We start from the raw sequence: 14389 nt of genomic DNA on the forward strand, positions 1-14389 counted from the left end.
CATTAAGCGACTTGGGCTACTTCCCGCAGGGCGCGGTTTAATTTCGGCCATAGTTGCTTGTGGAGGGCGCCGAAAGGCTCTTGCCCTAAAAAGACTGCTCCCAGGTGCGCTAGAGGATCAATCCACAAAAATGAACCGGATTGCCCAAAGTGTCCGTAAGTTTGCTCGCTGGAGTCAGGCAGTGTCCAGTGCGGATCTTTGGCGGCGTGGATTTCGCACCCTAATCCCCAGGCATTGTCGCGGTGAAAGCCGTAGCCGGGCACTACCCCAGGCAGCTCAATCCCATCACTGCGTGACCAGGCAGCAAACAGCTCTGGAGATAGGAAACGCGGGCAGGCGGCCTCGAACGCAAACGCCAAGAGTTCTCGCAGACTCCCGTGCATTCCCCAGGCGGGTGATTCGGGCAGTTGGCGTTTTATTCCCAGGGGTGAAAGCACCATTTCTTGGGCCCAGGTAGTAAAAGGAATACCGGAGCGCTGGCTGAGTAGTTCACCAAGAATCTCATATCCAGAATTGGAGTACACCCGGCGGCTTCGGGGGGCGCGGGTAAACTCCCGTTTTTCATGATCGAGGCCGGCCCGGTGCGCGAGCAAGTCAGCGACACTTACCGGGCGGGGCTCGCTCACTCCTGGTAGCTGTGGCAGAGGCTCGCTAAGATCGAGGACACCGTTTTCTACTGCTCCCAAAACAGTGCGAGAAGTTACCAGCTTGGTGACCGACATCCAAGGATAGACTTTATCCTGTTCACCCCAGCTTCCAAGTAGCTGACAGCTCCCTGGCAAAGATACAGATTCAAAGGAAAAAAGCGCGCAAGAAACTGGAAAAGGAAACTGCGCTAGCACCGCAGCTACTGGATCAGAAGCCATCCGGGAAAATTCCTAGAAGGGGCGAGCTGCCATAACTGCGGTAAGTGCCGCCACCGCTTCACGCGGCACGACGCCAACATCCGCCAAGGTGTTGTATTCCTCGGTTTCGAGAACACTGTTGATAACCAAGCGTCCCAGCAAGTCGATACTGAGAGCCTGGTTCTCTTGCGCGTACTCTAGGTCGTTGGCATTCAGGATGCCGGAACGAACAATCTTGTCCAGAATGTCCTCGGGAACGTCCGAAAGACCGTATTTCTCCATTTCTTGGGAGGAAAGGCTGATGTATCCCTTTTCCAACAAATCTTCCAAGGTAAACCCAGCCACCTGTTCGATAGCGGCCATTGCCGAGGGGGTAGCAAAACCGCTGGACATGATGGCACGAAGTGCCTTGGGGTTGGAAAGATCGACCTGATTGATAATCAAGTTAGTGAGGGAAGCGACCACATCTACCCCATCCCTGTTGTAGAGCCACTGGATGTGCAGGCCGTACCATTCGGCCAGAAGGGAATGCGCCAGTGTCTTCGGATCGGCATCCTTGTTAATCAGATCGTCTGTTTGTAGCTGACTAAATGCGCTAGTCAGCACACTTTGCAAGCCTTCAAATCGGGCTGCGAAGTGATCATGGGCGGGGTGCACCTCATTAGAGGCTTCCACCGAAAGCATGCACTCCATTTCCACGATCGTGGGGTTAGAGCTGAGTTCTGTAGAAAGTTCAGTGAAGGCGTTGAACACTTCGAAAGGCTGCATATGTCGCATAGCCTGCACGTCGAAGTTAGAGCGATCCTCGTAGCGTTCAATAACCGCCATGAGTAGGGCTTCTTTGGAGGGGAAGTGATAGATAACCCCGGGATGGGAAATACCAACACGGCGAGCCACATCGCGCATAGATAGGCCGTGGTAGCCAACTTCTGCAATCATGTCTACGGTTGCGTCAAGTATGGCTTCGCGTCGAGCTACGCCACCGGCGTAAGGCCCGCGCTCCCCGCTCTTGTGTGCTGGTTTGGGCACCTGGGCATCCCCCTCCCTTTTGCCTACCGCCTATTATCTTTTCTATATCTGGGCACAAAAAACCCAAGCTCTAACTAGGATACAGTTTTTCCCCTCAAACCACCTAACAAATCGACCAGATTTCGTAAGCGAATTACATAAACGAAGACCATATTAAGACTTTATTTACTTTTTCTAACGAAAGTAGCGACACACTTCAGATAATCGCCAGTTTTTAGTAAATAAATAGCAAAACGAGGCGCCGGGAACTTCCGCCCCCGGCGCCGCTTTGCTGACACTATGTCATTAACTTAGCTGAAGATGAAATCTTCCCGCCGGAACTGCCTGCTGGAGTGGCACTGTGACCTTGATAACCGAGCCATCCTCCCATTTTCCGGACAACAGTCCTTGCGCCAGCTGGTCACCGATTTCGCTTTGAATTAGGCGGCGCAATGGACGTGCTCCGAATGCCGGGTCATAGCCCCGATTAGCCAGCCAATTCTTCGCGTCCTCACTAACCTCCAGCTGCAACCGGCGAGACGCTAGCCGCTCCATGACCTGCGCCAGCTGCAAATCCACGATTTTAGCTAGCTGGGTGCGGCTAAGGGGCTGGAAAATCAGAATCTCGTCCAAGCGGTTCAAGAACTCGGGTCGGAAATTGGCATTGACCGCTTCTTTCACGAGACGTTCTTTCTCGTCCTCGCTTATATCCGGCTGCGTCAAATACTGCGAACCCAGGTTAGAGGTGAGCACCAAAATTGTGTTGCGAAAATCCACTACCCGGCCTTGCCCATCAGTAAGGCGACCATCATCTAGCACTTGCAGCAGCACATGGAAGATTTCCGGATGCGCCTTTTCCACTTCATCGAGCAAAATCACCGAATAGGGACGCCGCCGCACTGCCTCCGTAAGCTGGCCGCCCTCTTCATAACCCACATATCCGGGAGGGGCTCCGATCAGGCGTGATACCGAGTGTTTTTCTCCGTATTCGCTCATATCGATGCGCACCATCGCGGTGGGATCATCAAAGAGGAAGGCCGCTAAGGACTTGGCAAGCTCGGTCTTGCCCACCCCGGTAGGTCCGAGGAACAGGAATGAGCCCGTGGGACGATTGGGGTCGGAGACGCCCGCCCGCGAGCGCCGCACCGCATCTGCCACCGCCTGCACCGCTTGCTCTTGCCCGATTAGCCGTTTACCAATCTCGGTTTCCATATGTAAGAGCTTGTCAGTTTCGGTTTGCAGCATTTTTCCGGTAGGGATACCGGTCCAGGACTCCACCACTTCGGCGACTTCGGTAGGACCGACTTTGTCCACCACCATGGCCTCTAAACCATCGCTTTCCTGCTCCTGCTTTTCGGCAGCGGCAATCGCGGCCTGGATTTGCGGGATTTCTCCATTTTGCAGCCGTCCGGCACTTTCCCAATCGCCACTACGCATCGCCCGCTCTAACTGGGTGTTTAGCTTATCGAGTTGGGCGCGCAGATCCCCCACTTTATTGCGGGAGGCTTTTTCAGATTCCCAGCGCACATTGAGTTCATCCAAGACTTGTTGCTGCTTGCCGATCTCCGCGCGCAAATCTGCTAGCCGGGATTTGGTCTGCTCATCTAGGCCTTCGCCCTCAGAGTCGGCCAGATAGGCTTCTTCCATTTTCAGCCGGTCAACCTGACGGCGTTTTTCGTCTACCTCCACCGGACTGGAATCTAGCTCCATCCGCAGCCGAGAAGCGGCCTCATCAATCAGGTCAATGGCTTTATCCGGCAAGTTGCGGTCGGTGATATAGCGATCCGAAAGTTTCGCCGCCGCCACCAGCGCCCCATCGGTAATCGTGACCTTATGGTGCGCCTCGTACTTGGGGGCGATCCCGCGCAGAATCGCTACCGTGTCTTCTACCGAGGGTTCGGCTACGAACACCTGTTGGAAGCGGCGCTCTAGCGCCGGGTCTTTCTCGATATTTTGCCGGTATTCGTCCAGGGTGGTGGCTCCCACCATCCGCAGCTCACCGCGTGCCAGCATGGGTTTAATCATGTTGCCGGCGTCCATCGCGCCCTCGGAGCCGCCGCCGGCTCCTACTACCGTGTGCAGCTCGTCAATAAAAGTGATGACTTCCCCGCCAGCGTTCTTGATTTCTTCGAGGACGGCCTTGAGACGCTCTTCAAACTCGCCACGGTATTTGGCGCCGGCAACCATCGCTCCTAAATCTAGGCTAATCAGTTTCTTATTTTGTAAAGACTGGGGAACGTCACCGGCTACAATCCGCTGCGCTAGTCCTTCTACCACTGCGGTTTTACCTACCCCGGCCTCTCCGATTAGTACCGGGTTGTTTTTGGTACGCCGCGAGAGCACTTGGATTACCCGCCGGATTTCTTTATCCCGTCCGATTACCGGATCGAGTTTGCCGCTGCGGGCTACTTCCGTGAGGTCGCGACCATATTTTTTCAAGGCATCGAAAGAGGCTTCCGGGTCTTCGGAAGTAACCGGATCCTTACGAATTTCCTTAAGCTTTTCGCGCAGCGCTTTTACGCTCGCGCCTGCACTATTTAGCAGACGGCTAACGGCGGTTTCCCCTTCAGATTCATCTGCGAGGGCGATTAACAGGTGTTCGGTGGATACGTATTCGTCGGTCAGTTCTCGCGCTAAATCTCCGGCTTTATTAATAACCCGCCGCATAGCCAGGGAAGTTTGCACTTCCCCCACCGAGCTACCACTTACGCTGGGCAGATTTCCCAGCATTCGATGCAGGGGCGCGTTAATCTGTTGGGTACGATTTGGTACTACCGCCTCCAGTAGCGCAAAGGCTATCGAGTCGGTTTGCCCCAGCAGGGCATTTAAGAGATGTTCTGGCTCTACCTGGGGATTTTTATTGGCCTGCGCGGTTTGTACCGCATCCCCTAAGGCAGCCTGTGATTTAATCGTAAGTTTTGTTTCCATTTATTTCCTCCCGTATTCCCATCCGGGTGGGATGGGGTGTTGTTATTTAGTCCAACACCCCAAAAGTTGAGTTTATTCCACTCAACTTTATATTTTTTTGGTTTAGTCCCTTACTAACGACATTTTCTGTCGCCAAAATCGGCAGGGGAAACCCGCAAGCAAGCACGTCTATGCCCCACTCCACCAAGGAAGCGCCGGCAGCAGTGAAGAAAAATAGACTTTAAGCCGCAAGACTACCGATAGTAGGAGTTATTTATTAACGCTTGACGGTTATCTCGACCGCGTTTGACCGTCCAAACGATCCCCCAGATCAACAACCCGACGCCAGTAAAGCCGATAACCGTGGGCACCACTAAAGCCGCAATCACTGGAGCGAAGGAAAGGTTAGGAAGAATAGAAATTGAGGAGATAACAGCCTCTTTATCACCGATAGGCTCGCACTTAACCTTCAAGGTTCCTTGAGAATTGAGGTTGTAAATAAAGGTGTGCTGCGCATCATTCTCCGGGTCGGAGGCAAAACCAGAAACAAAACTATTATCCCCGGATAGGGACTCAATCTTATCTCCATTAAAAGTAGCGTCACAGCGCACGTTACCGCCGTTAGAGGCTTCCACAATCAGCAGTGAAGTTCCCTGGTAGTCCGCAGTTCGGGTGATAGAACTAACCCCTGGGTGGGTCTCCATCTTGGAATCTACTTGCAGACCATAAACCACTAGCATCGTAACTAAAGTAATCGGCGCTACCACTAGCATCAACACGATTCCCACTACCAAAATAGTGATGGGCACAGCGCGAGATTTTGGAGTTTTCGGCGGTGTATCCGGATTGTCACCTAGGCCAGAAAAGCTGCCCGGCGCCATATCCCCCGGCCCGCCAGATCGGGGCATTTGCGAGGGGGTATTCCAAGACTCATTCCCCCCGTAACCGGGAGGAACGGGAAACTTACGTTGCGGCTGCGAGAAAGACGGAGACTGAGAGGGTTCTGCCCCAAAGTCCGGCGAAGAACCATTTGTTCCCCCAAAGCCGGCATTACTTTCCCTGTTAGCTGCTTCTGGCTTGGGCATTTGCCCCGCAGAAGAGGTCGGATGAGAGGAGGCCGACGCTTCCCCTTGTCGCTGCGTGGCCGGGGTACCAGAATGCAACTCGCCATTCAACACCCATTGTTCCTGTTCCCTAGAGTGCGCGCCGTACCTGTTAGGGGTTTCGCCCATAGTTCCTCCCATTGATTAGCCTGAGCCCTATTGTAAGCGCTAGCCCCGATTTTCGCCCCAAATGATCATTTGCCCTGGCAGATAGGGAACCAGTTCCTGCCCCCGCACTACCCGTGAGAGCGGGAACTTAGTAAGCGGAGACACTTCACCGGTGGGCGCGGCTGAAAACACTCGTCCGCGTCCTCGTTCATAAACAGCTAATCTCTGCCGCAAACGTTGATTTTCTGCAGCTAAGCGAGCAGCATCGCGCCGCAACTCCAGCAGGCGTTTAATGCCCGCCAGGTTAATGCCTTCTTCTTGGGACAGCCGCTGGATTTCTCGCAGTTCCGCGATATCTTCGGCGCTATAACGCCGCCCCCTGCCTTTGGTGCGCTTAGGGATAACTAGCCCGATACGGTCATATTGCCGCAGAGTTTGCGGATGCATCCCCGCCAACTCTGCGGCTACCGAGATCACATAGAGGGTTTCCATTGATCGCGCCATTAGCTTTTCTCAAGACCCAAACGAGGATCGAAACCGGGATGATCTGCCCGGATTGCTTCCCCTAACTGATGGGCAATATCAACTACCCGGCTAGAGGGCTTACGCGGGTTAACTATCTGGACGGTAGCCACCACATCTAAACCATTTAGTCCTTTTCCGCGCAAACGCAGTTTAGTGCCCGAATCAGCCCCGGTAGGAATCTTGATGGTGGCTGTTTTACCTCCGAGCAGGGGCACTTTCACCGTGGCACCTGCCAGCGCTTCTGCCGCAGTCACCGGCAGGCGCATTTGCAAAGCCTTCCCGTCGAAGGAATATACCGGATCCGGCTTTACATGCACCGTTACTACCAGGTCACCGTTCCCTGCTGGACCCGGTCGCCCTTTCCCGCGCAGACGCAGCTTCTTACCATCACGGATCTTGCCGGGAATGCGCACGGTCATACTCTTGCCATCCACCGTCAGCTTCATGGTGCTCCCGGCGATAGCGGTGGGAAAATCTAAGGTGACTTCCGCGGCCAAATCTTGACCTTTACCCCCACCGGGGAAGCCGCCCGGCCCCGCGCCGAAGGAACCGGGCGCCCCATAACTGGCGCGCCCTCCTGACGAAAACAGAGAACTAAACATGGAGCCGAGGTCGCCTTCTCCCAGGTTGATCCTAGCGGAGCCGGCCCCGGGAGCGGTTCCGCCCCCAAACATAGCGCCTAATACGTCTTCGAAGCCTCCGGCCCCACCACGACCTGAAGCGGGGCCGGCGCTGAAACGGGCACCACCGCCCGCCATAGCGCGAATCGCGTCATACTGGCGCTTTTGCTCCGGGTCAGACAGCACCTGATAGGCTTCCCCGATCGCTTTAAACTTTTCTTCGGCAGCTTTATCGCCGGGGTTTTGATCGGGATGGTATTTACGTGCGAGCTTCCGGTAAGCCTTCTTAATGGCTAATTGATCTGCTTTTTTTGACACCCCCAGGGTGCCGTAAAAATCTTTGCCTATCCAATCTTGTCCCGCCATGAATGCTCACCTCCTTAATCCCTAATCTGGGTTATTGACTATTACTTTCGTTGCCCGTAAGACATTTTCGCCCACTTTATACCCGGGCTGGAGCACCTGGGCGATACTGGGTTCGCCCTCCCCACCACTTTGCGCCATCAGGGCTTCATGCACGTTCGGGTCGAATTCCTCCCCCACGCTGCCGTAGCGAGTTAGCCCAAAGTTGGTTTCCAGGGTATTTTCTAGTTTCTTCGCAATTGCTTCAAAGGGGCCTTTTAGGTCTCCGGCATCGCGAGCTGCTTGTACATCGTCGAGGACGCCCAGCAGTACCTGCAAGACCGCTTTTTGCCCCTCGCTATGATGAGCCGACATATCTGACTTACTGCGCTTGACATACCCGGAGTATTCCTGCTGTAAGTTATAGGTTTCCGCTCTTGCGCGCGCAAGCTGTTCGGCAAGCTCTGCCACCTGGGCTTTAAGCTGGTCAACCTCCGAAGTAGACTCCGAATCCGCTTCCGTTTCTGCCGGCACACTACCGGCCTCTTCGGTCGGAGCCGGGGTATCTGCGATTTCTTCTCCCAGGCGTGCGGCGAGATCAACGAAAGTTGCATTATCTTCCGATTTTTCGGCTTCCTTTGCTGTTTCACTGCCTGCAGGCGCCGATTCCTGGAAGACATCCAAGTCTTTCTCAGCGCCCGTTTCCGGCTTTGCATTAGCGGCGCTAGCATCTGCCGCCGGGGAAGCTTCCGCCCGCCCCTCTTGGCCGTTAGCGGTTACTTCCGGCTTACCCGTTGGTTGCGCTTGGTCTGCCTGCGAGGCGGAAGAATCGTCCTGATTCTCTGGCTCTGGTTCCGAAGTGGGATGCAATGGGTCTTTCACCTTGATCTTTATCCTCCGTTTCCCATTTTGCTGATCCAAATTCTTACCTCCTGCCGATGGGGCGCCCACTTTCGCGAGCGCCCCAGACAGTTTGAGACTAAACAGTTACTTGTTTTCGTCCTCTTCGTCGACTACTTCCGCATCGATTACGTCATCTTCTGCCCCAGCTCCAGCATCCTCAGCACCGGAAGTGCCAGATTCAGACTGGCTTTGTGCTGCCTCAGCCTGGGTCTGGGCGTAGAGAGTTTCCCCAATCTTTTGCGACTTGGTGTTCAGTTCTTCCATCGCTGTCTTCACGGCCTCGATGTCTTCGCCCTCCAAAGCCTGCTTAACCTTATCGGAGGCTTCCCGTACCTCTTTAGCGATTTCCTCAGGCAGTTTTTCGGCGTTATCTTTTAGCAGTTTCTCGATTGAGTAAACCGTCTGTTCCGCCGAGTTACGCAAATCGGCTTCTTCACGCCGTTTCTCATCTTCTTCTGCGTGTGCTTCGGCCTCTTTAACCATGCGGTCGATCTCTTCTTTCGAAAGCGCCGACCCCCCAGAAATAGTCATTGACTGTTCTTTATTGGTGTTCTGGTCTTTCGCCGATACGTGCACAATCCCGTTGGTGTCGATATCGAAAGTGACCTCAATCCGAGGAACTCCCATCGGCGCCGGCAGAATCCCGGTCAGCTGGAAAGTACCTAGCGACTTGTTATCGCGGGTAAAGGTACGCTCCCCTTGGAACACCTGGATTAGCACCGAATCCTGGTTATCTTCCGCAGTTGAGAAAATCTCCGAATGCTTGGTAGGAATCGCGCTATTGCGCTTAATCAGGGTAGTCATTACCCCACCCTTGGTTTCGATTCCTAGCGACAAGGGGGTGACATCAATTAGGAGGACGTCGCTACGATCTCCCTGGATAATCCCGGTTTGTAGGGCGGCACCAGTGGCTACCACTTCATCGGGGTTAACCGACTTATTGGCTTCTTTTCCACCGGTCAAGGTCTTTACCATCTCGGCTACTGCCGGCATCCGGGTGGAGCCACCCACTAGCACCACGTGGTCAATATCTGATACGTGGATCTTGGCATCCGCGATTACCTGCTCGAAGGGCTTGCGGGTGCGTTCCAGCAGATCCTGGGTCATTTCTTCGAAGTGAGCGCGAGTGAGGCGCTCATCTAGGTGCACCGGGCCAGATTCGGCCATCGACAGGTACTGCAGAGAAATCTGGGTAGAGGTCGCCGAAGATAGTTCCTTCTTGGCTTGCTCGGCGGCATCGCGTAGGCGCTGAATCGCGATCTTGTCATTCGACAAATCCACACCGGTATTGGTTTTAACGGTACCGATTAGCCAATCCACGATCCGCTGATCCCAGTCGTCACCACCGAGGCGGTTATCACCGTTAGTAGCACGCACCTCGATAGTGGAAAAGCCGTCCTCATCCTTCATTACTTCCAGCAAGGAAACGTCAAACGTACCGCCACCAAGGTCAAATACCAGGATGGATTCGTCCTTTTCGCTCTTTTCTAGTCCGTAGGCAAGAGCCGCGGCGGTGGGCTCGTTTACCAAACGCAGTACGTTTAGTCCCGCAATTTTACCGGCGTCTTTGGTTGCCTGACGCTGCGCATCATTGAAGTACGCCGGCACGGTGATTACCGCGTCCTGCACCGAGTCCCCTAGGTACTCTTCAGCATCTTTCTTCAGCTTGCCCAAAATGAAGGCACTGATCTGCTGGGGGGTGTATTCTTTATCGTCAATTTTTACTTTCCAGGAGCTGTCTCCCATATGACGCTTCACGGAGGCAATGGTGCGATCTACGTTAGTTACCGCCTGCCGTTTGGCAACTTCGCCCACCAGCACTTCCCCAGCCTTAGAGAATGCCACTACCGAGGGGGTGGTGCGCTGGCCTTCCGCATTGGCGACAATAGTGGGCTGCCCACCTTCTAGAACCGCAATCGCGGAGTTGGTGGTGCCCAAGTCAATACCTACTGCACGTGCCATGATCTTTCCTTCCTACGAATGTATTTAGTTGGTCTTACTAGCTCTAGGCTCTGGCGGCTGACGCCCGCTTGTTTCAGTCTTGACGCCTTCCGATCAGATTTCATAAACCTTGAGCCTTACACGCTCAAGGCTACCAAATACTGGCGGAGTATCAAGCCGAACCTTCAAAACCTGAGTCTACTTAACTCAACTTTAAATGCGTAACTTTTATTCCCCTATTTCTAAATATTTTTAAGAAAAGCCCTTAAAAGTGCGCCAAACTGGGGTTTTACCCTAAACAAAACTCGGTCACGACCAACTAATTCCCAAAATTTAGCCCGCTAAGGTCAAGTTACTTCCCAAATTGCGCTGGGAGCGTATATCTTTTCTAGGTAAGAGCCTTCCGCGCAGTAAAGGAGAAATCATGGCAGTAGAACTGGTTACAGAGTTTAGCGACGAACTCGTAGAGGCATTTTCTCGGCTCCTCCCCCAGCTTTCGCAGTCTGCCAAGCAGCTGAGCCCCCAGCAGATAAAAGAATTCTGCGACCAAGAGGGGGTTTATCTGTTAGTCTTTCGCTCCGAAGAGGGAAAAATTCTAGGGATGCTCTCCTTAGCAACCTTCAAAATCCCCACCGGTAAGCGGGCTTGGATCGAGGACGTAGTGGTGGATGCAGCTGCCCGTGGCCAGGGAGCGGGGCAAAAACTAGTAGAGGCAGCAGTGCGCCAGGCCAAAAAGGTCGGAGCTAAAACCGTGGATCTCACCTCCCGTCCCTCGCGCGAAGCTGCCAACCGGCTATATCGGCGCTGCGGATTTAAACAGCGCGAAACCAATGTTTACCGTTACGCGGGATAATTTGGTCTCCCATATTTCTGCGCATACGTCTAGCTAGCAAAACTGACAACTGTGAGGACGCCAGCAGGATTTGCCCTGCGATGCAAGAAAAAACACATTAACGATTTGGATAGCCATATTTGCTGGTAAACCCATTTTAATCCGGTTTTCTCCGAATAGACTTTCGGCCTAAAGCGTGAGTTAGCTAGCAATGTTACCCAAAGACAGTAGGGATCAGGTAACAATAGGGGCAAAAGAAGTCGAGAAATAAGGAATGATTACATGAGCGCCCTGTCCATTCCCAGTGTGGAACTTTCCACCGGATATCAGATTCCGCAATTTGGTTTTGGAACTTACAAAATCGCCCCAGAAGACTGCGTAGATGCTGTTAAATACGCTTTGGATCTCGGCATTCGCCACATCGATACCGCGCAGATGTACCACAATGAGGCAGAAGTGGGACGCGCCATTGAAGAATCGGGGATTGACCGCGACGAGATTTTCTTGACCACCAAACTTAATAACGACAAGCACCTACCGGAGGACGCCCGGAAGTCTTTCCAGCAGAGTCTGGAAGATTTACGCACCGACTATGTGGATCTATTTTTGATCCACTGGCCGCTTCCCACCCTTTATGGGGGAGATTTCGTGCAGACTTGGCGCACTCTTCTGGAGTTCCAGTTCGATAAGACCGCCCGTACCGTGGGGGTTTCTAACTTCCAGATCAACCACCTGGAGCGTTTGATTGCAGAGACGGGAGTAACCCCGGCGGTCAACCAGGTAGAGATTCACCCCCAGTTTGCCAATAACGAGCTGCGTGCGTTCCATAGTAAACACCAGATCGTAACCGAAGCCTGGTCACCACTAGCTCGCGGCAATGTTTTAGGAGAAGAAAAAGTAGTTGCGGCAGCTTCTCGCCTCGGGAAAACACCTGCCCAGGTAGTACTGCGTTGGGGCATTGAACGCGGAGACGTCCTCTTCCCCAAGTCGGTTCACCCCGACCGCATTAAGGAAAACTTGGATATTTTTGATTTCCAACTAGATGAACAGGCTAAAGCTGATCTGGATTCTTTGGATAAGGGCGAGGCCGGCCGCTCCGGTTCCCACCCCGACACCATGGATCGTCTCTAAACCTCTATATCTGCCAACAACGCGTGGCCTAGATTTTTCCTCCCACCTGACGAACAGTTATCGCCATTCCCGGTAATAGGTTGGTGCGGTAGAAGTACGCGGGGGCTAGATTTTTCCTCCTGCCCAAAATTTTGGAAAACGTAGCGACGTTTTCCAAAATTTGCGCCCGCCTAGCCGACTCGGATAAAACCTAGCCCCCGCGCACAGCTGAAACAAACCAGGCTGCTATGTTGCGCCAAAACGGGCGCATACCAGCCCCTAGGCAAGACCTTACGGTTGGCGCGCTAAAAGATGCGAGAGGGCGACTTGAGCCGAGCGAAGCAAGGCTCACCAGAGCCCCGAGCGCTTTTAGCGCACCAACCCGCTACCCTCGCGCTCAAACGCAAAACTCCTATCCCCCGCTTAACCTAATTGCGTTAATACAGGCTAGTTTTCGCGATGGGCGTGGTAGTAGTTGATCAGCGCTTTCGTAGAAGGATCCTGTTGCGCTAAGACCTCCTGGTCACCGGCAATTGCGGGAGTAAGCGCCTTGGCGAGCTGTTTGCCCAGTTCTACACCCCACTGGTCGAAACTGTTAATCCCCCACACTACCCCTTGGGTAAAGGTGATGTGTTCGTAGAGGGCGATCAGCTGCCCCAGTACCGAGGGGGTTAGCCGCGGCGCCATGATCGAGGTTGACGGTTTGTTTCCAGGGAAGACTCGCGCAGGGACGATAGGTTCCGCAGTACCCTCGGCACGTACCTGATCAGCGGTCTTGCCAAAGGCTAGCGCCTGGGTTTGGGCGAAGAAATTACCTAAGAACAACTCGTGCTGATCATTGTCACCGTCTTTGAGTGGCCAGGTGGGGTTGGCGAAAGCGATAAAGTCGGCGGGAATCATTTGGGTACCCTGGTGGATCAGCTGGTAAAAAGCGTGTTGCCCGTTAGTACCGGGCTCTCCCCAGAAGATTTCACCAGTATCGTAGCTTACCGCTTCCCCATCCCAGCGTACGGCCTTACCATTGGATTCCATAGTTAGTTGCTGCAGGTAGGCCGGGAAACGGTGTAGATATTGCGAATAGGGCAAGACCGCGTGGGTAGGAGCGTGTAGGAAGTTGCGGTACCACACGTTGATTAGTCCCATCAGCATAGGAACATTCTCACTGAGCGGAGTCGTTCGGAAATGCTCGTCCATAGCGTACATACCGGATAGAAAATCGGAGAATCCTTCTTTACCAATCGCGACCGCCAGGGCGGTGCCGACTGCGGAATCTACCGAGTAACGTCCTCCTACCCAATTCCAAAAACCAAAGGCATTATCTGGGTCAATACCAAATTCGGCTACTGCCTCAAGATTGGTAGACACCGCCACGAAATGCTTGGATACTGCCTGCCGGGAGTCTTCATCGCTAAGCTGCGATCCGCTATCTTTACCTTCCCAGATTCCCCGCGCAGCCAGTTGATCCAGGAGCCAGCCGCGGGCGGCGCGGGCATTGGTGAGGGTTTCCAAAGTGGTGAAAGTCTTGGAAGCCACAATAAACAAGGTGGCTTCGGGATCCAAGTCCTTCACTTTTTCGCATAGATCCGTAGGATCAATATTAGATACGAAGCGGCACTCCAGTCCGGGTTTAACATAGGGAAGCAATGCCTCGTAGGCCATGGCAGGACCTAAATCCGAACCTCCGATTCCGATATTCACCACGGTAGTGATGGGTTTTCCAGTAATTCCAAGCCAGGCTCCACTGCGCACTTTTTCTGCAAAGGCATAAACCCGCTCTAGAACAGCGGCTACATCGGCGCTAACATCCTGTCCATCAACCTCCAGCTTGTCGCTTCCAGGGCGCCGCAGCGCAGTATGGAGTACCGCGCGATCCTCGGTGGTATTAATATGTTCACCTGCGAACATGGCATCACGGTGAGCTTCGACTTTGGTTTGTGCTGCCAGGCGTGCCAGCGCGTCCAATATGGGAGCGGTTACCAAGTTCTTTGACAAGTCAACCCGCAAATTCGCGGCAGTAAAACTGAGCTGTTCGGCGCGGTCTGGTTGTTGTTCAAACCAACCGCTAAGATCCGGTTTGAACGATTCGGCAAGATTAGTTAACTCTTGCCAGGCTTGGGTGGTACTGGGGTCAATCGGAGCGCTCAT

11 protein-coding genes are annotated in these 14389 nt (G+C 53.7%); 2 read left to right on the forward strand and 9 right to left on the reverse strand.

The genetic code is table 11. The annotated features are described in order from the left end of the window. Positions 1-2: 2 nt before the first annotated feature. The 8 genes from L0M99_RS02165 to dnaK all read right to left on the reverse strand — a co-directional run bounded on the left by L0M99_RS02165 (position 3) and on the right by dnaK (position 10323). Positions 3-866 (reverse strand): serine hydrolase domain-containing protein, encoded by an 864-nt coding sequence (locus L0M99_RS02165; protein WP_024059324.1) that lies wholly within the window; start codon positions 864-866, stop codon positions 3-5. A 12-nt stretch (positions 867-878) separates the two neighbouring features. After that, on the reverse strand, positions 879-1874 hold the full coding sequence (locus tag L0M99_RS02170) for a TetR/AcrR family transcriptional regulator (RefSeq protein WP_238127571.1): 996 nt from the start codon (positions 1872-1874) through the stop codon (positions 879-881). Between the two features lie 285 nt (positions 1875-2159). After that, on the reverse strand, positions 2160-4781 hold the full coding sequence (gene clpB, locus L0M99_RS02175) for an ATP-dependent chaperone ClpB (RefSeq protein WP_238127572.1): 2622 nt from the start codon (positions 4779-4781) through the stop codon (positions 2160-2162). Between the two features lie 233 nt (positions 4782-5014). Beyond that, positions 5015-5992, reverse strand: a complete 978-nt coding sequence (locus tag L0M99_RS02180; protein WP_238127573.1) for a hypothetical protein — start codon at positions 5990-5992, stop codon at positions 5015-5017. Between the two features lie 39 nt (positions 5993-6031). Beyond that, entirely contained in the window at positions 6032-6475 is a 444-nt protein-coding gene (locus tag L0M99_RS02185) for a heat shock protein transcriptional repressor HspR (RefSeq protein ID WP_238127574.1), read from the reverse strand. Next, on the reverse strand, positions 6475-7482 hold the full coding sequence (locus L0M99_RS02190; RefSeq protein ID WP_238127575.1) for a DnaJ C-terminal domain-containing protein: 1008 nt from the start codon (positions 7480-7482) through the stop codon (positions 6475-6477). The genes L0M99_RS02185 and L0M99_RS02190 overlap by 1 nt, the downstream gene beginning before the upstream one ends. A 21-nt stretch (positions 7483-7503) precedes the next feature. Next, a complete protein-coding gene (gene grpE, locus L0M99_RS02195) occupies positions 7504-8340 on the reverse strand; it encodes a nucleotide exchange factor GrpE (RefSeq protein WP_238127576.1) in 837 nt (278 codons plus the stop codon). 105 nt (positions 8341-8445) lie between these two features. Then, a complete protein-coding gene (dnaK, locus tag L0M99_RS02200; RefSeq protein WP_238127577.1) occupies positions 8446-10323 on the reverse strand; it encodes a molecular chaperone DnaK in 1878 nt (625 codons plus the stop codon). Positions 10324-10726: 403 nt separating this feature from the next. Between dnaK and L0M99_RS02205 the strand changes: the two genes are divergently transcribed. After that, positions 10727-11155, forward strand: coding sequence for a GNAT family N-acetyltransferase (locus L0M99_RS02205; protein WP_238127578.1), 429 nt, complete (start codon positions 10727-10729; stop codon positions 11153-11155). Positions 11156-11416: 261 nt separating this feature from the next. Continuing rightward, on the forward strand, positions 11417-12265 hold the full coding sequence (locus L0M99_RS02210) for an aldo/keto reductase (protein ID WP_238127579.1): 849 nt from the start codon (positions 11417-11419) through the stop codon (positions 12263-12265). 426 nt (positions 12266-12691) lie between these two features. On the opposite strand, the gene pgi is transcribed toward L0M99_RS02210, so the two are convergent. Next, entirely contained in the window at positions 12692-14389 is a 1698-nt protein-coding gene (pgi, locus tag L0M99_RS02215; RefSeq protein ID WP_238127580.1) for a glucose-6-phosphate isomerase, read from the reverse strand.

Origin of the sequence: Varibaculum cambriense, from assembly GCF_022133705.1 — a bacterium.
Lineage (GTDB): Bacteria > Actinomycetota > Actinomycetes > Actinomycetales > Actinomycetaceae > Varibaculum > Varibaculum cambriense_A.